The following is a 25,356-nucleotide window of genomic DNA, read 5'->3' on the forward strand; positions in this document are numbered from 1 at the left end:
GTCCTCCCTCACTGCGCCGCGAAGCGCTTGTCGAGGAGATCGACCCCGCGCGCCACGATATAGATGATGATCATGTAGAGAACGGCTGCAACGCCGAAAATCTCGAACGGTTTGTAGGTCGAACCGATGAAACGCTGCGCCGTATAAGTCAGCTCAACCACCGAAATGGTCGAGACCAGCGCCGAACCCTTCAAAAGGGCAATAGCGTTGACGCCCAGTGGACGGATCATGAGGCGAGCGGCCTGCGGCAGCACGACGAACCGCATGGTCTGGCCACGCCCGAAGCCGATGGAGCGCGCGGCTTCGCTCTGGCCGCGATCGACGCTCTGGATCGCTCCACGGATCGATTCCGACATATAGGCGCCGATGTTCAGCCCAAGTCCGATAACGCCAGCAGCAAACGGTTCCAGATTGATGCCGATCTGCGGACCGCCGAAATAGAGAATGAAGAGCTGCACAAGGCAAGGCGTGCCGCGAAAGACACTGACATAGGCAGCTGCAAGTCCCCGCAAAATAGGGGAGCGGGACAGGCGGCCCGCCACGAGTATTGCAGCCACCGCAAGGCCCAGGATCAGGGCCAGCGCGGAAATTTGCACAGTTACCCATGCCGCCTCCAGAAAGAACGGGAGGACGCGCTGCATCAACGCAAAATCCATCGGAAAACTCCGGTCAATCGGTTCTCAACCGGCCCGGACATGTGCCGGGCCGGGATGACGACATATCAGCGAATGTCGCTGCCGACCCATTGCATCGAGATCTTCTCGTAGGTGCCATCGGCCATGATCTCGTCGAGAGCCTTCTGCATCGCAGCCTTCAGCTCCGGATTGTTCTTGCGGATGGCGATGCCAACCGAAACATCTCCACCTTCAATGTCCGGCGTATCGAGCTTGCGGACTTTCTGGCCGGTTTCCTTGATCGCCACCATGACCGGGATACGATCCATAACAATGGCATCAATGCGATCGGCGTCGAGCTCCAGCAACAATTCAGGCAAGGCCTTGTAGGTGCGGATGTTAAAGTCGCCCTGTTCACGCGCCCATTTATCATGGGTATCGCCGAGAATAACGCCTACAGTTTTCCCTTTCAAATCCTCCAGGGCTTTTAATGGAGAACTTTCCTTTACAATAATTGTCCTGCCGGCGTGATAATATGGGCCAACAAAATCAACCGCCTTCTGGCGTTCTGGCGTAATCGCGGTCGATCCAATGACGGTGTCATATTTGCTGGCCAGGACGCCAGCAATAATACCGTCAAACGGCGTGGTTATGATCCTTGCCTTTAAGCCCATTCGCTCGGCGATCGCTGAACCGATGGCGGCATCAAAACCGACAACCTCATTATTGTCATTGACGAAGTTGAACGGCGGGTACTGGCCGCTCATGGCGATACTGAGTTCACCTGTTTTTCTGATTTTCTCAAGGTCATCCGCATTGGCAGACTGGACAGAAAACGAAAGCATGGCTGTTGTTGCGACGAAAGCAAAAAGTCCCTTGAATGTTTTCCTCATCTTGTCGCGGTGCCCCCTGGAACGATTGCTTGTTTGTCTAAGCGTGTTTGGTTCTCATTGTTTGTAGTCAAAATCTGGCACAGACAGCTTTTCCAGACATCCATTCATATGTCGGCCTGGCAGGCAAATTGCCGGAATCAACCGGCTTATTGTCGCGAATACCTCAATCCGCAGCTCTGCACCTTTCGTGGACCGGGATCACGCGGTCCACGAAAGATATCAGCAGCGCGCTACGCGCAACCGTCCACTGCTACCGTCGGTCCGCGTATTGTTAAGAACCGTACGCAGCAGCTGCGCCGCTCCCGTTTCGATATGGGGATCGGTCATTCTGGCCGAGCCAACTTGCTGCCCACCGCCTAGGTTCTCTGGGTGATTGAAGAAACAAATTATTGATTGAGCAGCACGCCAAAGCCCAGCAAGGGAACGACGATCGGTGAGCGAACACTACGCCGGTTTATCATTAGTGCAAGCACCGTAATGCTGCAAGTTCGCCGTCGCGGCACTCCGGAAGCCGCGTAGCTGGGGGGCATACCACTCATGCTGATGACAGGCGCTCTCGCCAACAAGGTTGCTACATTGTGCCATGAAGGTCTTGAAGAGGTTACAGCCCCGCCCCAGATATCGGCAATGCGCCGGTCCGGGCCCCTCCGGCGAGCACCCAAATTTCTCGTGATGTCGGACCTCTCGAATTACTCCAGATGCTGGTGAACCTCATGGTCTCTGATTTCGTTGCCTGGTTGTTTGCCCTTTTCGTTATCGATCCGCTTCAAACCAGTTTGACAGAACGCTTGGATCAAGCAAAACTACCCAACGTCGGGATGATGCAAATCCAGCAGTGCGTGGCGGCTCATGGAAAGAAGCTTCTCGCGCAAGCCGAGCAGGAGCCCGTGTGGGCGATGACAACTGTTGTCGGTATATCCGTGGGGTGGGTTTCGCCCTCCCAACTTCTCACCAATGCTGATCCAAGTTGTCGTCTCCTCTTTCAGACTCTTGACGGAGATTTCAATGGAAAGCTGGAAAGCTGATTATGGAGCCATCAGAAGAGCGAGAAAAGACCGCCAACGGTGTCACTTCGATGACAATGGCTCGCCTGTCGCGGGAAGCAGGCTTGCGAGATGGCCTGACAGTTTTTGAAGCTCTGGAAATGATGGGGCGATCAAGCTTCGGATTTGTTCTCATTCTGCTTGCATTACCGGCTCTTATCCCATTGCCCGGGCCGTTTGGCGTTATTTTCGGCACAGCCGTTTCAATCGTTTCCTTACAATTTTTGTTCGGGTTGCAGCCGATCTGGATCCCCTCGTTTCTTGGAAATCGTAAATTGTCTGCAGGCGCATTTTCCTCCATGGAACGTCATGCATCACCACTAGTTCAAAAGATCGAGCGTTTTGTCCTTCCCAACCGACTGCAGGCATTCGCGGAAGGCAGCCTCAATTACATCATAGCTGTCCCAGTTTTTTGTCTCGGCGTCGCCATCGCATTGCCCATTCCGTTTGGAAATATGGCTCCCGTTGCTGCAATTTGCACTATATCAATCGGATTAATTGAGAAGGACGGTCTCGTCGTTCTCTTTGGACTTTGTATGACAATGTTTGCCTTGTTGGTAACGGGCGGCCTTCTATACGCCCTGCTGGGTGCGGTCGCTTTGGCTTGAGGCTCCACCCCTCTGCGGCGCACCATCATGTTGTGACGAATACATCCAAGATGCGCGACTGCCACATCGAAAACGCTGTGAGTGTCCCGATGTTGGGAAGAGCGGCGGGCTTATTGTGTCATCCACAAGCTTCGCGCTCTAGCCATGTTATTGATGAGGCACTCTTCCAACTGAACCAACTCCACAAGACCTCAGATGAGAATCTTCCAGCGATAATTTTTGCGTTTGCAATCGAATAATGAAATGGCAACGTAACTTTTCAGATTCCAGTCAAAAATCGTCGCTGACGCTAACCACAAACAGTTTTCCCGCTTTGAAAGTGATCAAATCCTCAACCTCCTCCGCCTTCATTGACGGACGGCAACAATGGATCCGTTAGCGGACTGCGCCTCTTGGGAAGTAACGGTGATATGCCAAGAAAGTGAAGGGGTAATAGGTACAGTTGGGCGCGGACAGCGGCGCGGAACGCTCACTGCCGCTCTCGTTGGGTTTACTGGCATCTAATGCTTCAAGAGAAGACAATGTCGTCGGCGGACAGATCGGCGAGCGTGGCGTCCTCGATGAGGATACCGTAGTTGTCACGATCTGCGATTGCGAAATAGACGCCATCCGCCGTGTCGCGTGAAGCCGCCAGGAAATCCTCGTAATCATAGACTAAGCCTGTGTGATCGAACCGGATCATGAACTGCACCCGATTTCGATCGGACAGTCGGCATAAGCAGAAAGGCTCAAGCACAGGCTGAAGCCTTGCCGTCGTCGATCTCCAGCGTCGCACCCTCGTCGAGCTTGAGACCAAACCGTAGGACCAGACGCCGATTCAACTGAACGTATTGGCAAGCAGGGCGAGGCAGCTATCGGAATACCCTCACTGCCTCGCCCCAAAGGGACTGATCGTTACCCGCTGCAAGTACCCAAGGCCAGTTCCCCAATTCCGACCACGTCCGCTTTGGATTTGCGATGATATTCTAGCAATGGCAACGTAACAACCGCAGATAGAATGCCTGCATCAGGCAAGGCCTCATCAATTCGAGGTAGGGCATTCATCGAGCGAGGTACGTGTTTCAACGCTGTCTGAATTGGCCGACCGACGAGCGGACCAGTAGTCAAGGACTCCAAGATTGACCACACCCATTGGGATCCGGCAACCTATTCCGCGTTAGCTGACGCCCTTGCGGAGCTGCTACACGAGGACAATGCAGCGTCGGACTTATTGGTCTGGCTACTACAAAGCCAGCGGCGCCCCAATCAATTCACGCTCCCCTGGAGCACCAGAGCATAGCAGTAGCTAACGCTTGAAGTGCATGCTATTATTGCAATTCGCTTTCATTTGCAGAAAGGAAAGCAAGCATGTACGGGCGTAGGCACTGGTTGGCGCAGACCGTGGATCGAAGGCTGCTTCTAGCGGGCGGGCTCGCGGCAGCGGGAAGCACCGTGGTGGCAGCAAGCGGCGCTCGTAGCCAAGCAAGCCATACAGATCACGGGAAGGCTGCTGCTGCCACGACCCGGGAGCCGCCTGTTCACCTCGCAGCCCACGGTGCCATGATCACGGTTGGAGAAGTCAACGATGCGCGTAACGGCTTCGATCCGTCGAAGCTGCTGTGCGACTGGGACACGGGCACTGTGTCACAAATGCCGGACGGAAGGACACTGCGCACATTTGAGGTGACGGCCGAAGACAAGGAGATCGAGATCGCGCCGGGCGTCATGTTCCCAGCCTGGACCTACAGCGGCCGCGTTCCCGGCCCATCGCTGCGCGCCGTCGAAGGCGAGCGCCTGCGCATCGTGTTCAGGAACAACGGGTCGCATCCGCATTCCATGCATTTCCATGGCATTCATGCCGCGCGCATGGACGGCGTGCCTGGTGCTGGCCTGATCGGACCGGGCGAGGAATTTGTCTACGAGTTCGACGCCAAGCCATTCGGGTGCCATCTCTATCACTGTCACGCCTTGCCGTTGAAACGGCACATCCACAAGGGCATGTACGGCGCATTCGTGATCGACCCCGACCCCGCACGGCACCCCAAGTATGAGGCGGTCGCGCGGTCGCGTCTCCTCGGCACGCTTGAAAATGCAGGTTGGCAAGAGTTCGTGATGATCATGAACGCCTTCGACACCAACTTCGACAACGAGAACGAGGTCTACGCAGTCAACACCGTCGCGCACGCTTACACAAAAAAGCCGATCCGCGTGGCGAAGGACAAACCGGTCAGGGTCTATCTTGTGAACGTGGTCGAGTTCGACCCGATCAACTCCTTTCATCTCCATGGCAACTTCTTCGACTACTACAATCAGGGCACCACCCTGACGCCGACGCTCAAGACCGTCGATCTGATCACCCGGTGTCAGGCCGAGCGCGGCATCCTTGAGTTCCATTTCCGGGAGCATGAGCCGGGGTTCTACATGTTCCATCCGCATCAGTCGGAGTTCACCGAACTCGGCTGGGTCGGCATGTTCGACGTCGTGGAGGCCGTGTCGTGACCGACGTAACCCGCAGCTCTTCCGGCGTGCCTGTCCGCGGCTTTGGCAGGCTTCGTCTGCTGTGGATCATGCTGCCGCTCGCGGTCCTTGGGGTGGCGATTGCCTGGTTGATTTCCGGCGATCCGCTGTCGGGCTTCCGCAATGGCGCGCCGCCGGTCGAGAACCTCACCTTCGAACGGACGATCCTTGGCACCGACGGTATTCGGGCTCTCGTAAGAGCGGGCGGTTCGGAACCGATGACCATCGCCCAGGTCCAGGTTGACGACGCCTACTGGCAGTTCTCGCAGGATCCGCCAGGACCAATCGCACGCGGCGGCACGGCCTGGATCGCGATAACGTTCCCGTGGGTGCCTGGCGAATCGCACGCCCTGAACATAGTCACCAACACGGGAGCAACGTTTGCGCATGAGATCGCGGTCGCTGTGCCCACGCCAACGCCGGATTCCATGAGTTTGGTTTCGCAAGCGATGCTTGGTGTTTTCGTTGGCATCCTGCCGGTGGCGATCGGCCTCATGCTCTATCCGGCACTCAGGCACGTCGGCCGTGCAGCTATGGATTTTCTCTTGTCGCTGACGGTAGGGCTTCTCGCCTTCCTCTTTGTCGATGCACTGGAGGACGCGCTCGAATTGGCCGGCGAGGCCGCAGCCCTGTTCCAGGGATCAACTATGGTCGTGCTCGCTGCCATTACCAGCTTCCTGCTCCTTATGGCGGTGGGACGCCGGAGCGGAACGCCGACCGGATTGACTCTCGCTACCTTCATGGCGCTCGGCATCGGTCTTCACAATCTCGGCGAAGGGCTGGCGATCGGCGCCGCGTTCGCGTCTGGTGCGGCAGGACTTGGCACCTTCCTGGTGCTCGGCTTCACACTGCACAATATCACCGAGGGTATCGGCATCGCGGCTCCGATCCTGAAGCAGCGCCCGCCACTGTGGAGTTTCGTCGCGCTAACGCTGCTTGCCGGTGGACCTGCGATCATCGGACTATGGATCGGCAGCCTGACCTTTGCACCGCAATGGTCGGCGCTGGCACTGGCGATCGGAGCGGGAGCAATTCTCCAGGTGATCGTCGAGGTCGTCTTGATGCAGCTTCGCCAGCGGGCAGAGGGCAAGGCGTTACTCACCCCAGCCATAATAACCGGTCTCACTGCAGGTGTCGGCGTCATGTACGTCACGGCGATGCTGGTTAAAATCTGAACCGGCCGTTGTTGTAGCCATGCCTGTGTCCATGGCAATGATGCGGGCACGCCAAAGAGTTGTTCTCAACTCCCCTATGGTCGCTGAGCCAAGCAAAGTTATCAGTGTTCGAGCAGCGCCGTGCCGTATGAATTATCTACGACGCATAACCAGTTTCCAGATGCGTCTCGAATGCTTTTCTGATCAACTCTTTGCCATGGAGATACATGCCCGCTTTGACCACGAATGTAGCGTCATCGGTGTAAACTGCATCAAGCTGTCAAGGTCTTTGGCCGTTATCGAACGGTCCACAGCTTCGATGAGGGTTTTCAAGGGATGGTTGGACATTCTGGACTCCAAAATGGCCGCGAGCGGAAAACAAAGACCCACCTCGAGCGTATCGGGAACCGGAGAATGGCCTATGCGGGGGGTGGTACCGGCCGGGGGCGGAACGACACTCTCTCATGACCGTCAAGGGTGGTAGAAGGCATAATACTGCATCGCCGCGTTTAAAATGTCATCGTTCAATTTCAACCTGGCTGTTGTGCCGCGATCCGATCTGACGGCGATTGATGACGCTCTCATCTTCCGATTGGTTACCGCATTTCTCATTTTCGTCGCGGGCCTTCCTCGCTCTAAGGACGGGCGTAAACCGGAGCTTGCCTTAACGTGTCTTGAGGATTTCCTATCATGACTGGATTTCGCGGCACGCCAGTCAGGTTGCTATGTTCAAATCATTTCCAGATCGTAGGTAATGTCAGCTCACCTTTTCTGTTCGAGAGGGAAGACGGCACACGCCAGCTTACATCCCAGACAAAGTGCCCGTCGTTTCTTTCAGTTGAAAAGTATCATTCCCGATTCTTCAAATGACGAAGTTCGCGCTGCAAATCCTCGATAGATACCTGCAGGCTTTTTAACTCGCCAACGAAGTGAACCAGAAGTTTTCCGGTGGCCATGCGCAGATTAGAATCGCGGATTCTACCGAGAATCAAATTGATCTCGTTTTCAAGATTGCTGACAGTCATTTTCCTCTCCCCACGGTTTGTCGTCATAGGACACACTTGAGATTAGCTATCACTTGAGACCAGGTTTTGTTTCGAGTAGAGAAATTCCAATACATCCGAATAAACTAGGCGGTGGCCCTTCTCAGTGACGCGATAGAACATATGAGCTGGCGCGGTGCCCTGAATTATTAGGCCATCAGTGACAAGACCATCATTAATAAGCCGGGTCTCGACAGATCCAATCTCGTAGGTGTTAAGCTTGAAGGTGTCCTCAGTGAGGTTGAAGGCGATATCGCCCGGCGTTATTCGTGAATACTTCGCGCGAATATAATTCAAAACGACGGTTTTTGAGCGGGTTCAAACATTTCGATTTTCTCTCCCCCTTTTTCTGATTGGCATTCATTTCAGAGAGATTTTCAACAACGAGCCGAAGCATGTTATTCGGAAAAGTATCGGATTACGATGGAACTAATTCATGCTTGAGATGCTTGCCAGAGAAAATGAAGGCGTTAGCGATGGCGGGACACTCAGATTTGAACAATGCGGCAAAAAATGCAGCGGCGCGTACGAGAATAGATGGATTTTCAGCGGCCCATGCAGTTGCGGAAGTCATCAAGAACCGAATGAATGTCACGACATTAGATGCTGACGCATCTTTGTTTTCGGATTTGTTTGCTCAGCTCGAGGCGGTAGAATCGAACGGCAAGACTGGGAAATGAACTGGTTTTCGGCTTTACGGTCTATTGTCTGGCTAAATTTCCCTTTTTAGTATCGAGCAACCGCAACACTGAAGGAAGTGATAATGTTTCCCACACGGCTTATCGATGGTTACCAGGCATTTTTGGAAAAGCGCTTCATCAACGAACACGATCGGTACAAGAATCTGGCTGAAAAAGGTCAGCATCCAGAAATCATGGTCATCGGTTGCGTTGACTCGCGCGTATCGCCGGAAGTCATTTTCGACGCAGCGCCAGGGGAGTTGCTGGTTGCGCGAAACGTTGCCAACATCGTTCCGCCTTTTGAACCGCATGGTGGAACCCAACACGGTACAAGCGCCGCACTGGAATTCGGTGTCCAGGCCTTACACGTAAAACACATCGTTGTGCTTGGTCACGCCCATTGCGGTGGCATTCGCGCCTTTGCCGATAAACAGGAGCCGCTGTCGCCAGGTGATTTTATTGGCCGCTGGATGTCGCAGATAGCGCCAGCCGCAGCAACTCTCGGCAACCAGCAAGAACACGATCATGACGATTACCTTCGCAAGCTTGAATTCGCCTCGGTCGAGCTGAGCCTCAATAACCTTATGTCTTTTCCATGGGTAAAGCGCCGCGTCGAGGAAGGACAACTGGAACTGCATGGAGCGTTTTTTGGCGTGGCTGAAGGTCGACTGCTCATCCGCAACCCCAGGTCCGGGACATTCGAACCGGTGGATGGATCAATCAGGACACGGTTGTCGGGAGTAACGTGACATGTATCTTCGGCGGATATTAGCCGTCTGTTGTTTGACCGAGAGGGCTTTGTGATTTGCCTTCCGGAAACTTTTTACCCATTATCGGCTTCACTAACCTTGTGGGGGCTTCTACTAGCGAGAGCTAAAGGGAGGCCGACATGCCGCTTTTCAACGAAGCGAGCCGCATCGTTGACCCGTCGGAAGTCAACTTCATGCGAAGTTGTTACTCGAATGCTGCCTCAAATCTGGAAGAGAGCGAACGTGGCTATTCGGCTAACGAGTTAGCGTCTTGCATAATCATGTTGTATGAGAGGGGCTTGTGAGATCAGACACGACTGACGGAGCTGTCATACAATTTGGCCAATAAACGTTATCAAAGACGGCATTCCCGGGTGGCGTATAGTTCTGTCAACAGCGGAGCGGATACGCGACAGCCTGCATCGTTTCCGGTCGAATTCGTTTCTTTTTACTGAGGCGGACAGAATTCACGACTGCCATACATTGGCGCCGTGGTGACATTAATTCCCGCAAGGGTCACTTTGCCCTGAAAGCTTGCACGGCCCAATTTTCCGTTACCTTGGGCAGGTATTTGTACTTTGGGATCAGCAGGGTGCAGTCGGATTAACACGCCAAGTTTGAACAGGTGTAACAAAGCAGGGCTCGGCCATGACGGGCTGAGAGATATATCGGGATTGTTCTGAATACATCCCATTGTCTGCGGCGGTGAGCGCCCTAGTTGTCCATTTACACCGAAAATCAATTAAAACAATCGGAAACGGTGTGGAGGCCCCGACATTGGGAAGAGCGTCGGGGCTTATTATGCCCTCCGTTAGTTTCACATCACCTTTGACACGGTCAGTTCTTTTTTTGAGAAGCGCGGAGGGCGTTATCTGGCCGCGCGGGAGAAAAAGCTTGGTCTGACGGCTGGATATTATCACGTGGACACCGGTCGCTAAAGATGTCTTTCCTCTTTCAATACAAAAGCGATAACAGGCTTTCGTACATTTCTGGGAGACGCCGATGAAGAATATCTATGTTGTCACGCATACCCAATCCATGCACCATTTGGAGGGCAATGTTGGTGGCTGGTATGATACCGGCTTGACCCCGTCCGGCCACATAGATGCTGTTGCTACTGCGCAGCGATTGGCATCGATCGTGGGTGATCGCGACGTTGAAATCTTCAGTTCTGATCTGTCACGCGCATCACAAACTGCCATCACCATCGCCAGCCGCCTTGGTCAGCCGGTGATCGAGACTGCTGGTTTGCGCGAAATCAGTTACGGAATAGCGGAGGGAAAACCCCAGGCATGGCTGGACGAGCGGTATGTTCCTGCGCCCGATCACGATCGCATGAATCATCAGGTAGGTATCGACGGCGCTGAAACGCGTAGTGAAGCCGCAGAAAGAGTATATTGCATCGTGAATGAAATCGTAGAGCGCCGCTGCGAGACCCAAATAATCGTCACGCACGGCTTCACCCTAACGCTGGTCATTTGCGCCTGGATGAAGCTGCCCATCAATGCGATTGGCTTTGCGAGCTTTCCTGCTGAACCAGGAAGCATCACTCACTTGCAGCAAGATGATTTTTGGCGAAATCGGTCCATTTGCGGCCTGGCAGACCGATCCCATTTGGAGCAACTTGAAACACCGTAGTGGCCATCCATGCAGTCTGCGCCCAGACCAGATGAATATCGATGCTCCAACAGTTTCTCCGTACTCTCAAATCACGTGCGACCCGACGCTTTCTTCGATTGAAGCGCTCAGACAATCTCGGACTGAAATGCACTACCTGGCGATGAACAGTCGAGTGATCCAGATCGATACCACGCTCTGCTGCTCAAAGGTCGGAATACTATTCAATATCATTGATGAAAAGTCTGCAGCCCAAGTACCCGGTCCAACCGGAGGGAGTTCAAAGGGCGAGGTATCTGTTGAGGAGTTCCGCATTTTCGAGAACCTCACTGGCGGAGCCATTAAATATGATTTGTCCCATATCCAAGATCAGGGCGCGATTTGCGAGTTCCAAGGCAGCAACAGCATTCTGTTCAACCATGATGGTCGTGATGCCGCGCTGATTGATATCATGCACGATGCGCTCGATTTCCTTGACAATGACTGGAGCCAGACCTTCATAAGGCTCGTCAAGCAGGAGGAGCTTGATATCACGCGCCAATGCCCGCGCAACTGCGAGCATTTGTTGCTCGCCCCCTGACAGCGTCATTCCCTCCTGTTTCCGATGAAGAAATGCGTCGTCTTCGCGGGAAACGCATTGCGATGGTCTTTCAAGATCCTATGATGACTCTCAATCCGGTTCTCACGATTGAGACGCAGATGCTCGTGCTCGCGCTCGTGATGCGCTGGGACTGGTGGGGATACCTAGTCCAGAGGAACGTCTATCTTCTTACCCACACCAATTCTCCGGCGGCATGCGGCAGCGTGTGGCGATTGCGATAGCACTGCTACATCGGCCCGATCTCATTATCGCGGATGAACCTACCACAGCGCTGGATGTTACTATTCAGAGCCAGATTATTTCCGAATTTCAAAAACTAACTGAGGAAGCAAATACCGCAGTCATCTGGATCACGCACGATCTGGCAATTGTATCGCGTCTGGCCGACGATATCGCGGTTATGTATGCGGGTAAGCTCGTTGAGAAGGGAACGGTGGCCAATGTGTTGACCGATCCTCGCCATCCTTACACGGCAGGTTTAATCGCTTCGGTCCCATCGCAAAATAGGCGAGGGGAGCCATTGCGCCAGATCCGTGGCATGACCCCAGCAATTACCAGACTTCCCAAAGGTTGTAGCTTTCGAACGCGCTGCGACCGCGCGACCGATGTCTGCCTGACGATGCCTGAACTTGCATCTGACGGCGCAAGGTTCTTCCGTTGCTACCATCCCGTTACAGAGGTACCAGCACAATGACGGCAGCAAACACCCCATTGATCGAAGCCAAGAACATCTCGCAGCGGTTTGGCTCGAAACCTGATCTGGCGGCCAAAATTGCCTTGAAGCTGAAGGTCGCCAAACCAGCGCCAATTGTTCACGCCTTGGACGATGTCAGTCTTTCAATCCGAAAGGGCGAAGTTGTCGGATTGGTCGGAGAAAGCGGTTGCGGGAAATCCACTCTCGGACGCGTCATTGCCGGAATTACCTCTCCCAGCGAGGGGCAGATTCTCTGGAACGGCAATGACCGAGAAAAGTTGTCGTCGGAAAAGAAACACGCGCTTGGTTTGATGACCCAGATGATTTTTCAAAATCCAATGGCAGCGCTCAACCCACGCATGACCGTGGATGAACTCATCTGGGAAGCGCCTTACACACATGGGCTTGCAAAGCGCACAGAACACGCACCCTACGTTGATAAATATCTCATGCTGGCGGGGTTTGACCCTGTCATGAAACACCGCTTCCCCCACCAGTTCTCAGGTGGTCAGCGTCAGCGTGTCAACATTGCGCGTGCGCTTGCGGTGCAGCCAACGTTTCTGGTTTGCGATGAAAGTGTCGCCGCTTTAGACGTATCAATCCAGGCCCAGGTAATCAATCTGTTCATGGAGCTGCGAGACAAGCTCGACCTGACTTACCTGTTCGTCAGCCATGATTTGGGCGTGGTCGAACATATATCGGATCGCGTCGCGATCATGTATCTAGGCCGCATCGTCGAAGAAGCACCAGTTGAAGATATTTTCAGACGGCCAAACCATCCGTACACTCAAGCGCTGTTAGCTGAGGTTCCGCGCATCGAACCTGAAAAGCGTCGCTTCCAGGCCGTGAAAGGCGAGCTTCCAAGCCCAATCAATCCCCCAAGGGGCTTGCCATTTTCATCCACGTTGCCCGCATGCAATGGAAAGATGTAAATTTGAGGTTCCTGTAAGAAAGCAGATTGCAGCCGATCACTATTCGGCGTGCCATCTGAATGATCAATAGATTTCGCGCCTCAACAAGATGGTGATGCTCTACTCTGTGTCTGTCTTCAATCCTAACCTATGCGCCCTATAACCGTTCACTTAGCCGCTGAAGAGGACCATAAAGGTCTGCTTTCCACCCCTTTTCAGGCGTCAATGCAGGATAAGTGCAATGACCCGCTTTGGAACGGGTGAATGCTACGCTATTGGCTGGAATGAAGGCGCGAAGCAGTCATCCGCAGCTTGGATTGCCAGTTACGAATCAACATTCGCACACTTTGGATGCTCTTCCATCACAAGAGCATTTCCAACAGAAGCGCGAAGCAGTTTCGCATTGGATAATGCGCAAAACAAAGAGATAAAGAGGCTTCGCTAATCTGTTTTAACTGGAACGCGCTCTAAATCAATTCCGGTTCTGGGCTAAGGGAGATTGCCTCCTCTCGTTGAATTTCGAGCGCCTGTGGCACCGAAAGATACATGGCAATCGTGAATCCAATCAGTCCACCGCCAATTTTTCCCAATAACAGTGGTAAAATAATTGTTGGCTGGAAGTTGGCAGAAAATGCCAGGTGATCGCCAAAGGTGAAAGCCGCGCAAACAGCGAAGGCGATGACCAGGACTTTGTCTTTGGGAGGCATTGTTTCAACAAGACGAAACATGGCCAGAACATTGGCTGATGCCGCCAAAAGCCCGGCTGCTCCAGCCGATGACAGGCCGAGCCTAGCGCCAGCTTTCTCCATGAGATTCGCCAGATAGCGATTTAGAAGATAGACCATCGGGAAGGCACCGCACAGCATGATGCCTATGTAGCCAGCTATTTCCAATGCACGAAACTGGTCTTCGCTGTCGGCTATGATGGGTGCAAATCCCCATCCGCCCAGTACCGTGCTGAAAGCTGATGTAAAATATTCGACGATTGAACTGACAAGGACCAGCGTGATTGCCGCATACATGATCCGACCGAACCACAGGAAGATCGCAATCATCAGACCAGGTAGAAATCGTAATCCAGTCGCGAGGGCCACGCAGAACAAAACCAAGGGAAGAATGTTGTGCAGGATCGTAGAGAACGAAAGATCGATCGACTGACCCGCAGTTCCCGTCGCGGCGATATCGGCGCGTATATCGGTGCCCAAGAAACTGATCAGTAAACAGGTTATGACGACACCAGCAGGAATACTAAGAACGCCCGACATAATGCCCAGAGCCATGTACTTGTGGTCGCGTTTTTTCAACATTGCCAACCCGACGGGAATCGAGAAGATGATTGTAGCACCTGCCATGAACCCGACGACCATAGCCATGATCCAGCCTTCGGGCGACTGGGCTAACGCTTTCGCCAATTGATAACCGCCCATGTCGGCTGCAATTACCGTTGTTGCCGCGATAGCCGGATCGGCACCCAATATGGTGTGCAGTGGTCCAACGAGTGAGCTGATGAATTGTGAAAGGTAGGGTATCGAAGCCATGATACCGGCTACCGGGATGAAAATAGGACCGATACTGTGCAGGCCTGCCACGAATTCTTTTCCAAGGCCCGTTTCGTTATTGAAGATTGAAGCGACCGCGCCCGCGATTGCACACATCATGATGATGTAGATGACGAATGTTCCGATGTGTTCCATTGCCGTCCCCGTTTTATGGTTTTTGTTGCGGATATGGATGGGGTGGGCGAGCCAACCCTTCAGCTCAGATCATCTGAACAGCTGAGCCAGGTGATCATTGAGGAAAAAACCCTGCGGATCGAGTTTGCGACGCAGTTCCCGAAATTGCCCGGCTTTGGGATAAATGTTTGTTACATCCCGCCCCGTAAGAAAGTGCAGCTTGCCCCAATGCGGTCGAGAGCCATAGCTGCGAAGAATGGCGTCGACATCCCGCAGATAGGGCCAATAGTCGGTTCCAGGTTCACCCGATACGGAAACCGTTACACTATCCTGCTCGAAGAATGGGCTAATCCAGGCATCGTCACCCGCAGTAAAGCGATACTCTATCGGATAAATACACTCGGGATACTTCTCCAGCATCAGCTTTCTCACGGCCTTGACTGCCTCCTTGCCATGGGCGACAGGCACAGCATATTCAAGCTCGTGGAAGTTCGGCACATATTCAATAGGATAGATTTCAGAGCTATACGCGATCTTTTCGAAATCCGAGGACATTGGTGCTTCCTCGGTGATATCCATGGTTTTCATCTCACACACATCGGTGGTGCGACCGGAGCGAGAAGTCGCGGCCGTATCCGGCAGGCAGTAACAATGTCGGCTCTGTTCTGTCGGACACCAGAAAAAGCTGAAATGGCGATGTTTGGCAGCTAGTTGGTCATGCATTTCCATGCACGCATCAAAGTCTTCCCGCCAGAGGCGCTCATGGAGATTGTAGGAATCCATCAGCTGCAAAGTGATTTCCGATATGACGCCGAGCGTTCCAACCGATACACGGCTGGCCTTCAGGAGCTCAGGTGTTGTCTCGTCGGCCACAAGAATTTCACCATTGGGCTGAACGATTTTCATGCCTACAATCGCAGACGCGAGATTGGAAAGCTTTGCCCCGGTTCCATGTGTCCCTGTCGTCAGGGCGCCAGCCAGCGCCTGACTATCGATATCGCCCTGATTGGCCATCGACAGGCCATTGTCCTTGAGATAACGGCCAAGTTCGTTGATAGTAGTTCCGGCAGCGGCTGTTACACGTTTGCGCTGCGTGTCGATGCCCTTGATGCCTTTCATTCCCGACAATGTCAGAAGAAGACCGCTGGTCGCGACTACGGGTGTGAAGGAGTGACCAGAGCCTGCACAGCGTACATTGAGGCCCTGTGACGTCGCGGTGTGGACCATTTCACAGAGTTCAGGCTCGCTGGCCGGGGCACCTGCTGCACTTGTCACACAGGACTGGTTTCCTACCCAGTTGCGCCAATGCCCGCCTGCAGCCAGCATTATTTGGTTTGTCATTGTTGTTCCCCTTTATGAAGTCGGTGACGCTTATGATGCGCCTTGTCCGGAAATGATCGGCGTGAAGTGTCAGATTGCCGTATAGGCGTTATCGGCGAAGATATGGGCACCGTTTACAAAGCTGGATTCGTCGCTTGCGAGGAAAAGAGCCACCGCGGCGACCTCCGATGGCTGGCAAAGCCGGCCTTGAGCCAGCTTGATTGCCTCTTCCGAAACATCTACGCCGAAGCTCTTGAGTATCTGGATTTCCTTCAATCCGTGCGCAGTGGCGATAAAGCCCGGACAAATTGCGTTGCTGCGAATGTTGCGATCACGAAATTCGACAGCAAGCGCCCTTGAGAACATATGGCAGGCTCCCTTGCTCGTGCAGTACAGCACCTCCATCGGTGTGCCGACGACCGCGGAAATGGAGGATGTGCTGATGATACTGCCACCGCCAGCCGCGATCATGCCGGGCAGAACGGCCTTGGAGACCAGAAACATACTTTTGACATTCACAGCCATCAGTCGATCCCATTCCGCTTCTTCCGTTTCCAAAAAAGGCCCGGCAGCAAGAATGCCTGCATGGTTCATCAACACGGTAATGTGGCCGAACCTGTCCTGTACATGCTGGCAGGCAGTTTTCACCTGATCCGCATGAGACACGTCGGCTGGTGCGAAGACTACCGAATGTCCCTCGTCGTTCAGACGTTGTGCTATGTTAGCACCTTCGCTCTGCGGTAGATCAACGATGCCGACTCTCGCTCCCTCGCGCGCAAACAGTTCAGATGCTGCCAGACCGCAACCGCCTGCACCTCCTGTAATGAGCGCCACTTTCCCAGATAGTCTTCCAGGCATTCTTCCTCCTTCGGACCTTGTCCGCCTTTCATGAACGCTTCCCCGTGGTTCGCTTTGTGTCGAACTCTTGCCCGTTGAGTGGAAAGCTTAGAGCCCCTAAAGTGGGCCGTCGATATGCCGAAAGTTATAGGGGAGTAATGGCCGTGCATGAAGCCGAAGGCATTTCCAACATCATACGTTCCATCGGCACGACCGGATTCGGCAACATTCTCGACCGGAATCTGCAAGGTCACATCGATTTCGATATGAGCTGCATTTTCGTCTTTACGTTCAATGATCACCCGGTGCTTTTGCATGACGGCTATAGCCAGACCGTATCCCGCAAGGCACTAGGGGCTTATATGCGTGGTGGATATTTGCTTGATCCATTCTATGTGGCATGCGTCAACGAGCACCCAGCAGGTCTATGGCGAATGAATGAGCTTGCCCCGGACAGTTTTTTCAATTCTGGCTTTGTTATCGCTCGCGATATTCATCCCTGTGTATCGTCCGAGGCAGGGGCTTTGGTTGAGGAGATCGGCTTTATTATCCCCTTGAAGGGCCGAACCGCTGCGGTCTACTCATTAATGCGCAATCAGGGAAAACAGCCTTTCAGCAAACCGGAAATCGAAGCACTTCGGTCGATGGAACCAGTGTTGAGCGCAGCCATCTCAAACCATCATCAACAGGTCAGTCCTGCGGTTAATACCATTCACGAAAAGGAGGATATCGAGGCGTCATTCTTGGGCGTTTTTCAAGATACGCTTACGCCAACACAACGAATTGTGGTGCGCCTGATCTTACGTGGTCACAGCAACCTGTCGATAGCGCGGAATATGAATATCTCGGAGGGTACAGCGAAAATCCATCGCTCGAACATCTATAAGCGTCTTTCCATATCCAGCCAGTCGGAGTTGTTTCAGCTGTTCATTGGGTACCTCACCAATGAACACGGTTAGAATCACTAATCCAAAGCCCATCGAACGGTGGCGTCGCCTTAACGAAATGGTGCAACATAGTGCGATCGACGTGAATTTTCAGGCGTCGATCAACAAGGAGAGATATCTTCAGGTTGTAATGGCGTCAGCACGAAGCTTTCGATGATCTTTTGCAGTGAGATGCTTTCTGTGAAGAAGGAAGAGATTGGTGATTTGGCTATGGGTCGAGACGAAACGCTGGCATCGCCGTACCGACTTGAACCGCATCATGCGTCGTTCCCGTCGCCGGATGGAAAGGTGTGAATTCCCGGCACGGTTGTTGACGTCTTTATGCGAACGATGTTCGATGCCCGGTATCAATTCGGCCTTCGCCGCCGAGTAGGACCGCAGCTTGTCGGCGACCATCACCCGTGGAGTAGTCCCCTGGCCCTTGAGCAGCTTGCGCATAAGCCGCAGGGCTGCACGCTCGCTTCTTCGGCTTTGCAGCAGGGCATCTATGACGTAGCCGTTGGCATCTACGGCACGCCAGAGCCAGCATTTCTTGCCCTTGATGGAAACCACCATATCATCAAGATACCATTTGTCGGAGAACTGACCGCGCGAGTGGCACCGGAGTTGTTAAGCGAATTTGAGACCGAACTTCGCCGCCCATTCCGACACAGTCTGGAACGAAACCTCAATATCGCGCTCGTCTAGCAGGTCTTCTACGTCGCGAAAGCTGAGCGGAAATCGATAACAAAGCCACACCGCATGCGCGATGATCTCAGCAGGAAACCGAAGGTCTAAAGTGAACAGGCCAGGCTTCGGTCATGCTCCTTGAATATCACCGCGCTCAGCAAAATCAGGTAAGGCGACGCCACCAAATATGCTCCAGCCACCGCAATACGGCGATCGCGGATTACAAATACTTTTGCTTCGCAGGCCAAATCGCACCCGGCGAGTTTCGACCATCTATTATCGCAAAGTAGCCTTTTCCTTATCGCGCTGCGGATGACGGGCTGAAAGAGCTTCGGCATGCTTGCCCCGTCCCGTGGTGCGAAGCCTTTCGAGATAGGCAGGAAGTTCACCCAGCGTATGATAGGGACCGCCCTCACGTAGAACAGTCATGAGCGGATCGATATCCTGGTCGCTACGTTCGGCCATTGTGCCATGCCATTCATCGAGCAGACGGCTGGCATGTGCGACGATATCCGGACAACTTTGGGATAGATCCTTCTGCTCATGCGGATCTAATGTGAGATTGAACAGCGTGACAGGCCCGAAATCCTTCAGCCCGTCATGCCATGTCCGCAGCATCAACCAATCTTCGTCCAGATGCCGGAAACGCACACCGCGCTGTACAACCCATGCACCTTGGCTGAGCACGAGGTAATCGCGTCCACCATTCTCGCCTTGACGCATTGCGGGTGCGAACGACTTTCCGTCCCAAACCGACGGCACTTTTCCTCCCAGCCCGTCAATCAATGTTGCAGGCCAATCGAAATGATAGTGCAGTCCGTGATTTACGCCCGGAGCCTGACCCGGCCAGCGAATGATGAGTGGTACGTTGCAGGTGAATTCATCCGCCGTCTGATGATCTCCCCAAACATTCAGTTCACCCAGATTTTCACCGTGATCGGCACTGATCACAATGATCGTGTCGTCATAAAGACCATGTTGCTTCAATGCTGCGATCAAATGGCCGATATGCTCGTCTGCGTAGCGGACACCGGCATCATAACCGTTGAACCAGGCCGAAGCTTTCTCCATTGAGTCTATAGGAGCTGGCATTCTGGTGTAATGCGCATGTGGATTGTCTGCAGAAAACCCGGTCGGTTCCTGTGGGCTGTGCGGACCGTATCCAGCAATACTTCTTGCCAGAACTTCCTCTGTCATCCATTCGGGTAGCGGCTCACCGGCAAAGGGATCACCCCATTCCTCGGGCACGCGATAAGGGGTATGCGGGTCCCACAGATTAACATGCAGGAACCATTTGCGTGACTTATTGCGTGCAATCCAGTCTATAGCCATCGGCACGATTTCGTCGGCATTTTCCATGCCACCCTTGCCGCAATTCATGATTTCATTGAAACCGGCATACCAATGCCAGCAGCCATGGCGCTCCCCAAAGCTGGATATGGTGGTGGTATGATAATCTAGATCACGCAGAGCTTTCATCCAGCCTTCTTCATAGAAGGTGCCCGCCCATGCGCGACTCGCACCTTCCCGAAAAGGCTCGCAGGCCGTGCCTCCATGGCCGACCACCCCTGTGCGAAAACCGTGTCTGCCTGACCACAGCGCGGTGCGCGATGGATGACAGGGAACATCCGAAACATAGATATTTTCAAACCGTACGCCTTCTCGCGCGATAGCGTCGATAACCGGTGACGTATTGCGATGATAACCGTAGCAGCCCAGATGATCGCGGCGCAGGCTGTCAATGTCGATATAGAGGACGTTCATTGTGGATTTCCTGTAGGCAGAAGAAAGGGCGGGGACAGCCCAACGGGCATGGGTTGAGCGGCTCTGAACTATCTGCACAATTCAAAGCCGCTCCGGGATCCGCCATCTGCGCGTGGTTCGTTTCGCGCAGGCGGCGACTCGTCATTTCGCAGCGAAATAATCGGCCAGATAATAGTCTTCCGGATCGAGCGGGCTTTCCAGTTTGCCGAAGGTTACGAACATCTCGGCCATGCCCGACAGCCAGCCATTAACCGATCCGTCGCCGGTGAGCTTCACCAGTTCCTCACTCGTCAGCGACTTTCCGTTTTTGGCTTCCGTCTCCAGATTGGTCTTTTCGATCTGGAGAAACTTTGCCGTAATGTCGACGGACTGCTCCGGATTCGCAGTGCGGAAATCCTCGGCTTCCTTGATGACCGCGATCATACGCTTCACCGCCTCTGGATTCTCGGCCACGATCTCGTTGCGTGCGATGAACGCGCTTGGAAACGTTTTCTCCGGAAAGAAGTCGCTATTGGCCGCCAGCTCCACCATACCGGGAACATGTTCCTTGATCGTGCCGATCAACGGATACCAAATGCCTGCAGCGTCGATTTGTTTGGAAGCAAAGGCCGATACGACCGTAGATGGGTCCATCTTGACGACCTGAACATCATCCAGCTTCATCCCTGCCTTGCCTAGAGCGAGCCGGAGCAGCATATCGCCAGAGGTGCCTTCTGGGACACCAATCTTCTTGTCCTTCAGGTCGGCCATTGACTTGAAGCTCTCCTGCGCGATCACCCGGTCTGAAAACCCCACCGAATTGATGGCCACAATCTTGGCCTTGCCACTCGCAGGCAACCACAGCGCGCCGGGGCCGATATAGCCGAAATCAAGGCTACCGGCACCAAGTGCCTGCACCTGAATGGGGCCGTTGGTAAATACCCGCGTGTCAGCTTCAAGACCGTGCTTCTCCCAAAGCCCCTGCTCGCTGGCAATCGCCGTGATGCTGGTGCCCCAGTAATCCGCAATATAACCGACACGCACCCGAATATTGTCGGCAAGGGCGGCGGTGGGCAAAAGGGTTAATGCTAAGCTAATTGCAAGAAAAGCACGTCTTTTCATCTGGTCATCTCCTCATTATTGACCGTGTGACGATTGCTGGCCTGTTTGTGGCTTCTGATGGTAGACGGCATGCCAAACGCGGTTGCGGATGGCTGCAAATTCCGGGGAGAGACGAATGGCCTCGGTGCGCGGATATGGCAGGTCGACCGGAATGATCTGATCCAGCCGGCCAGGGCGGGCCGCCATGACGATAACGCGATTTGCGAGATAGACCGCCTCATCCACATCATGGGTGATGAACATCACCGTGCGCTGCTCGCGGCTCCAGGCATCCAGCAACTGGTCCTGCATATGCACACGCGTCAGCGCATCAAGCGCACCGAACGGTTCGTCCATCAGCAGGATTTCAGGTGCGGCAGCGTAAGCACGCGCAATGGCGCAGCGCTGCTTCATACCACCTGACAAGGCTTTCGGCAGTGCATCGGCGAAATCCGTAAGGCCGACCAGAGACAGGTAATGATCAGAGATTTCACGCCGCTTTGCGCGCGACATCCCCGCAATGCTGAGGCCGAATTCGACGTTCTGACGCACGCTGAGCCAGGGAAACAGCGCATACTGCTGAAAAATGACCCCACGCTCTGGCCCGGGACCAGCAACCGGCTTGTCACCAACAAGAATATCACCGCTCGACGGTCGCAGAAGCCCAGCTGCAATATTCATTGCAGTGGATTTTCCGCAGCCGGACGGACCAACCACCGTTACGAATTCACCATCGGCAATATCGAGGTTCAACCGATCCAGAGCGAGAAAGCCGCCATAGTGCATCACTACATTGTTGAAGGATATTTTAGGTGTCATGCCCGCTCCTGCCATTGTGTCAGGCGACGATCAGCCGCCTGAAGCAGCCGGTCCATGAACAGCCCGAGGATACCAATTGTGACAAGACTCACGAAAATGGTCGGCAGATCGTAGTAGAGCTGCGCCTGTTGCATGCGATATCCGAGACCGGACTGGGCCGCGATCAGTTCGGCAGCTACTACGGTCGCCCAGGCAGATCCGAGTCCGATGCGCACGCCCACCAGAATGAAGGGAACGGACGCCGGAACGATCACGCGGGCGAAGATTGTCGCGTCTTTCGCACCCAGAACCCGAGCGGCGTTGATAAGCGTACGGTCCACACTAATAACGCCCTGATAGGTTGCCACGACTGAAGACAGGAAGGACGCAAGAAAGATGACGAAAATCTTTGGCGATTCATCAATGCCCAGTGTCACGATGGCCAGCGGAATCACTGCCAGCGGCGGAATCATTCGGAAGAACTGAACCCATGGCTCAATCAGACTGCGCGCAATGCGATACCACCCCATCAGAAAGCCTACGGGTATTGCAAGCGCCACGCCAAGCACAAAACCGGAGAGAACCCGGCGCAAACTGGCGAATATATCCCCCGCGAGCTGGCCGTTCAGAAACAGAGTCACTGCCCGATTGAGCACATCGACCGGGCCGGGCAGAACCACCGCACCCGTTGCCGTGAGGAGGTGCCAGCATCCTATCCCCACTGCAAAGGAAAGAAGATTGAGGCCGAGGCCCGTCATACGTGCGTTCATCGGGATACTCCCGAATAAAACAGGTGGTCCAATGCAACCGCAGCTGCGCCCACTGCACCAGAATTGTCTCCGAAACCGCCGCGCTCTATCCGCAAGACATCGCGCATATGCGGTAGCACCCGCGGCGGCAGATCGCACCGCAAACGCTCGTAGAAAGCCTCTGGTGCTTCCGCAAAATGTCCACCGAGCACGATCAAATCCGGTGTCAGCAGATTGACCGCATTGGCAAGCGCAGTTGTAAAGTGGCTGACAACCTCGTCATGCAGTGCTGGGTCACGTGCGACCGCCGCAAGAAGTGGCTCTTCACTGCCAGCACCACGCTCCCGCAACACGCGTTCCGAAACGAATGTTTCCAGACAGCCGCGATTGCCGCAGGCACAAAGCTCACCCTGCGGATCAATCTGGATATGTCCCAGTTCCACCGCTCCGTGACCGCCGGGGCGAAACGGCATACCGTCTACCACCAGACCCGCTCCGAGACCCGTGCGCAGATAAACATAAAGGACAGCAGGACAGCCCTGCCCTATGCCATAATGGGCCTCGGCCAACGCCATGGCCGTAACATTCTGTTCGACCACGGTTGGAATATTCAGTTCGGCTTCCATTGCATCGGCGAAAGCGACATCGCGCCAGCCGGTATTGATCGACAGTAAATTGCGACGGCGTGCCTGATCGACCGGTCCCGGAACACCCATGCCGATGCCGACGAGGCTACCCAGAGAAATACCCTTGCTCCGCGTGAGATCGCGCAGAACACCGGCTATCTGATGCGTAAGTATCAGCGGATTGTCGTTTGCAGCGTGATCAAAGGCGGCACTCGTAATCATCTGTGCCGTCAAATCGCAAATTGCCACCTGCACAGCCTCGGCGCCGACATGCACGCCAGCGACATAATGAGCTGACGGGACCAGACGCACACTGATCGGTGGCCTCCCCGGCGCCAGCGAGCCCGAAGGAAGAACGGGCACTTCGGTTTCGGTAATACAACCGTCCTTGAGCAGTTGCGCGGTGAGATGCGTAAGGGTCGTGGCTGACAATCCACAACGCCGTGCCAGCTCGGCCCGCGACTGCGGACCCTCGTCGCGTAAGATTCTTAGCACCATGCCGAGGTGTATGCTCATGCGACCCCTCCTTATTTATTTTCTAAAGTTGAATAAATAATTAGGCGTGTCAATAGTTTTGGTCTTCGTTCCTTCTCTCGGTATTGCTTTTGTCGCCGTGAAGCCTTCAGTTTAGAGAGCTAACATTTCCGAAACCGATCGTGCCTATAGCAGAATAGCAACAGACAATCCTAAGTTTGGGTAAGCATCAATGGTTACAACGGAGTATCGCGCGTATGCCCACTATCAATACGGAAGCAAACTATGTTGTATCCGGTCGCCACACCAGATATGCTATGTTCTGGCTTTCTCAAACTCCGCCCACGCACGTTCGAACGCTTCGAAATCGAAGCAACCGCCGAGCGCGGGATCGAGAATGAGCCTTTCGGTTTGGCGAAGCCTTGCGATAGCGCCAGCAAGACCGGAAACCACGCCAGCCGGAACGACAAGCGCACCGTGGCGATCTGCATGGATAAGATCGCCCTGCCTCACCTCCAGGCCGAAAATGGTGACCGGCTCTGCAACGCTGACAACATGAACGAAACCATGGCTCGGGCCAATACTGCCTGCTATCACGGGAAAGCCTCCGGGAAGATCGCCGAGGTCCCGAACTACTCCATTCGTCAGCGCACCCGACATTCCGAAACCCTTGTGCAGTGTCGTATTGATTTCGCCCCAATAGGCACCGACACAATGGGGATAATCCATGTCTTCTATAACGGCGACCGAAGGCTTCTGTGCGTCGTGCATCGCCCGATAATATAACATCCGCCTATTCTTGATAACGTCAGCTGGCTCGGTTGGAGGACGCAAGGCCGCGATTTTGGCTGTGACAGCATAGCCGACAACCGCTGGCTCGCCGGGAGCCGAGGAGATCATAGTACCGCGAGTGAATTGCGCAAAACCGCGCTTGCCCTGCACCACTTCGACGGCGTTGCACACTGTCGGCGTGTCGGCGCCACGCAGGATGTCGAGAAGATCGGTATTCATGTGGCCTCCAGCCAACGGCAAATTGCAGCCGTAGTTTCGTCTGGTCGTTCGAGTGTCGGAATGTGTCCAGCGCCTACGATAACCGCCAAGTCTGAGTGCGGCATCAGGGCGTGCATCAGATCGTGACGGTCGCGTGGACAAAGGCGGTCGTCCTCGCCAGTCAGAACGAGAGCTGGTCTGTTGATTTTCGCTGAGAACTGATGGAGTGGATGCCCCCTCCCGACGGCATCGCAATGTGCCATAGTGATGTTTGCAGCAACGTCACTCAGAGGAGAGAGCATCCATGAAGGAAGTTAGCATTGTCG

The 25,356-nt window shown here is 54.2% G+C and carries 21 protein-coding genes and 5 pseudogenes; 10 read left to right on the top strand and 16 right to left on the bottom strand.

The window, feature by feature from the left end:
• Window positions 1–8: 8 nt before the first annotated feature.
• Both ACYSN1_RS21310 and ACYSN1_RS21315 read right to left on the bottom strand, forming a co-directional pair.
• The gene (locus ACYSN1_RS21310) at window positions 9–656 is read right to left on the bottom strand and encodes an amino acid ABC transporter permease (RefSeq protein WP_010660809.1); all 648 of its coding nucleotides are present in this window, start codon (window positions 654–656) and stop codon (window positions 9–11) included.
• 65 nt (window positions 657–721) lie between these two features.
• Complete coding sequence (locus ACYSN1_RS21315; protein ID WP_461727499.1) at window positions 722–1,459, bottom strand: ABC transporter substrate-binding protein; 738 nt, start codon at window positions 1,457–1,459, stop codon at window positions 722–724.
• A gap of 746 nt (window positions 1,460–2,205) precedes the next feature.
• Between ACYSN1_RS21315 and ACYSN1_RS21320 the strand changes: the two genes are divergently transcribed.
• Both ACYSN1_RS21320 and ACYSN1_RS21325 read left to right on the top strand, forming a co-directional pair.
• Entirely contained in the window at window positions 2,206–2,532 is a 327-nt protein-coding gene (locus tag ACYSN1_RS21320) for a hypothetical protein (RefSeq protein WP_461727500.1), read from the top strand.
• A 2-nt stretch (window positions 2,533–2,534) separates the two neighbouring features.
• Window positions 2,535–3,158 carry an exopolysaccharide biosynthesis protein gene (locus ACYSN1_RS21325; RefSeq protein WP_461727501.1) on the top strand — a complete coding sequence of 208 codons (624 nt, stop codon included), beginning with the start codon at window positions 2,535–2,537 and terminating at the stop codon, window positions 3,156–3,158.
• 508 nt (window positions 3,159–3,666) lie between these two features.
• On the opposite strand, the gene ACYSN1_RS21330 is transcribed toward ACYSN1_RS21325, so the two are convergent.
• Window positions 3,667–3,840 carry a hypothetical protein gene (locus ACYSN1_RS21330; RefSeq protein WP_461727502.1) on the bottom strand — a complete coding sequence of 58 codons (174 nt, stop codon included), beginning with the start codon at window positions 3,838–3,840 and terminating at the stop codon, window positions 3,667–3,669.
• Window positions 3,841–4,505: 665 nt separating this feature from the next.
• Here ACYSN1_RS21330 and ACYSN1_RS21335 point away from each other — a divergent pair.
• Both ACYSN1_RS21335 and ACYSN1_RS21340 read left to right on the top strand, forming a co-directional pair.
• Window positions 4,506–5,636, top strand: coding sequence for a multicopper oxidase domain-containing protein (locus tag ACYSN1_RS21335; RefSeq protein WP_461727503.1), 1,131 nt, complete (start codon window positions 4,506–4,508; stop codon window positions 5,634–5,636).
• The gene (locus ACYSN1_RS21340) at window positions 5,633–6,829 is read left to right on the top strand and encodes a ZIP family metal transporter (RefSeq protein WP_461727504.1); all 1,197 of its coding nucleotides are present in this window, start codon (window positions 5,633–5,635) and stop codon (window positions 6,827–6,829) included. Before ACYSN1_RS21335 ends, ACYSN1_RS21340 begins: the two co-directional genes overlap by 4 nt.
• A gap of 827 nt (window positions 6,830–7,656) precedes the next feature.
• Here the strand turns inward: ACYSN1_RS21340 and ACYSN1_RS21345 are convergent.
• The gene (locus ACYSN1_RS21345) at window positions 7,657–7,833 is read right to left on the bottom strand and encodes a hypothetical protein (RefSeq protein ID WP_461727505.1); all 177 of its coding nucleotides are present in this window, start codon (window positions 7,831–7,833) and stop codon (window positions 7,657–7,659) included.
• 413 nt (window positions 7,834–8,246) lie between these two features.
• Between ACYSN1_RS21345 and ACYSN1_RS21350 the strand changes: the two genes are divergently transcribed.
• The 3 genes from ACYSN1_RS21350 to ACYSN1_RS21360 all read left to right on the top strand — a co-directional run bounded on the left by ACYSN1_RS21350 (window position 8,247) and on the right by ACYSN1_RS21360 (window position 10,918).
• Window positions 8,247–8,531: a hypothetical protein gene (locus ACYSN1_RS21350; RefSeq protein ID WP_461727506.1), complete on the top strand. Its 285-nt coding sequence runs from the start codon at window positions 8,247–8,249 to the stop codon at window positions 8,529–8,531.
• Window positions 8,532–8,614: 83 nt separating this feature from the next.
• Window positions 8,615–9,280, top strand: coding sequence for a carbonic anhydrase (locus ACYSN1_RS21355; protein ID WP_461727507.1), 666 nt, complete (start codon window positions 8,615–8,617; stop codon window positions 9,278–9,280).
• A gap of 1,002 nt (window positions 9,281–10,282) precedes the next feature.
• The gene (locus tag ACYSN1_RS21360; RefSeq protein WP_461727508.1) at window positions 10,283–10,918 is read left to right on the top strand and encodes a histidine phosphatase family protein; all 636 of its coding nucleotides are present in this window, start codon (window positions 10,283–10,285) and stop codon (window positions 10,916–10,918) included.
• 81 nt (window positions 10,919–10,999) lie between these two features.
• On the opposite strand, the pseudogene ACYSN1_RS21365 reads toward ACYSN1_RS21360, so the two are convergent.
• A pseudogene (locus tag ACYSN1_RS21365) lies at window positions 11,000–11,099 on the bottom strand (IS6 family transposase); the annotation flags it as partial.
• A 78-nt stretch (window positions 11,100–11,177) separates the two neighbouring features.
• Window positions 11,178–11,501, bottom strand: a pseudogene (locus ACYSN1_RS21370) (ATP-binding cassette domain-containing protein); the annotation flags it as partial.
• Between ACYSN1_RS21370 and ACYSN1_RS21375 the strand changes: the two are divergent.
• Window positions 11,495–12,192, top strand: a pseudogene (locus ACYSN1_RS21375) (ABC transporter ATP-binding protein); the annotation flags it as partial. The pseudogenes ACYSN1_RS21370 and ACYSN1_RS21375 sit on opposite strands and share 7 nt — an antisense overlap.
• A pseudogene (locus tag ACYSN1_RS21380) lies at window positions 12,189–13,194 on the top strand (ABC transporter ATP-binding protein). The pseudogenes ACYSN1_RS21375 and ACYSN1_RS21380, both read left to right, overlap by 4 nt.
• Before the next feature lie 376 nt (window positions 13,195–13,570).
• Here the strand turns inward: ACYSN1_RS21380 and eutH are convergent.
• From eutH to ACYSN1_RS21395, 3 genes are all read right to left on the bottom strand, one after another.
• Window positions 13,571–14,797, bottom strand: coding sequence for an ethanolamine utilization protein EutH (gene eutH / locus ACYSN1_RS21385; protein ID WP_461727509.1), 1,227 nt, complete (start codon window positions 14,795–14,797; stop codon window positions 13,571–13,573).
• A 69-nt stretch (window positions 14,798–14,866) separates the two neighbouring features.
• The gene (locus tag ACYSN1_RS21390) at window positions 14,867–16,102 is read right to left on the bottom strand and encodes a D-arabinono-1,4-lactone oxidase (RefSeq protein ID WP_461727520.1); all 1,236 of its coding nucleotides are present in this window, start codon (window positions 16,100–16,102) and stop codon (window positions 14,867–14,869) included.
• 84 nt (window positions 16,103–16,186) lie between these two features.
• Window positions 16,187–16,954: an SDR family NAD(P)-dependent oxidoreductase gene (locus ACYSN1_RS21395; RefSeq protein WP_461727510.1), complete on the bottom strand. Its 768-nt coding sequence runs from the start codon at window positions 16,952–16,954 to the stop codon at window positions 16,187–16,189.
• Between the two features lie 143 nt (window positions 16,955–17,097).
• Between ACYSN1_RS21395 and ACYSN1_RS21400 the strand changes: the two genes are divergently transcribed.
• A complete protein-coding gene (locus ACYSN1_RS21400; protein WP_461727511.1) occupies window positions 17,098–17,892 on the top strand; it encodes a helix-turn-helix transcriptional regulator in 795 nt (264 codons plus the stop codon).
• Between the two features lie 108 nt (window positions 17,893–18,000).
• On the opposite strand, the pseudogene ACYSN1_RS21405 reads toward ACYSN1_RS21400, so the two are convergent.
• From ACYSN1_RS21405 to ACYSN1_RS21435, 7 genes and pseudogenes are all read right to left on the bottom strand, one after another.
• A pseudogene (locus ACYSN1_RS21405) lies at window positions 18,001–18,666 on the bottom strand (IS6 family transposase).
• Between the two features lie 159 nt (window positions 18,667–18,825).
• Window positions 18,826–20,313: a sulfatase gene (locus ACYSN1_RS21410; protein WP_461727512.1), complete on the bottom strand. Its 1,488-nt coding sequence runs from the start codon at window positions 20,311–20,313 to the stop codon at window positions 18,826–18,828.
• A gap of 141 nt (window positions 20,314–20,454) precedes the next feature.
• Window positions 20,455–21,414 (bottom strand): aliphatic sulfonate ABC transporter substrate-binding protein, encoded by a 960-nt coding sequence (locus ACYSN1_RS21415; RefSeq protein ID WP_461727513.1) that lies wholly within the window; start codon window positions 21,412–21,414, stop codon window positions 20,455–20,457.
• Between the two features lie 15 nt (window positions 21,415–21,429).
• Window positions 21,430–22,212, bottom strand: coding sequence for an ABC transporter ATP-binding protein (locus ACYSN1_RS21420; protein WP_461727514.1), 783 nt, complete (start codon window positions 22,210–22,212; stop codon window positions 21,430–21,432).
• The gene (locus ACYSN1_RS21425; protein ID WP_461727515.1) at window positions 22,209–22,961 is read right to left on the bottom strand and encodes an ABC transporter permease; all 753 of its coding nucleotides are present in this window, start codon (window positions 22,959–22,961) and stop codon (window positions 22,209–22,211) included. The genes ACYSN1_RS21420 and ACYSN1_RS21425 overlap by 4 nt, the downstream gene beginning before the upstream one ends.
• Window positions 22,958–24,082: an ROK family transcriptional regulator gene (locus tag ACYSN1_RS21430; protein WP_461727516.1), complete on the bottom strand. Its 1,125-nt coding sequence runs from the start codon at window positions 24,080–24,082 to the stop codon at window positions 22,958–22,960. Before ACYSN1_RS21430 ends, ACYSN1_RS21425 begins: the two co-directional genes overlap by 4 nt.
• Before the next feature lie 273 nt (window positions 24,083–24,355).
• A complete protein-coding gene (locus ACYSN1_RS21435) occupies window positions 24,356–25,051 on the bottom strand; it encodes an RraA family protein (RefSeq protein WP_461727517.1) in 696 nt (231 codons plus the stop codon).
• Between the last annotated feature and the right edge of the window lie 305 nt (window positions 25,052–25,356).

The sequence above is a fragment of the Brucella sp. LJL56 genome, from assembly GCF_054871705.1.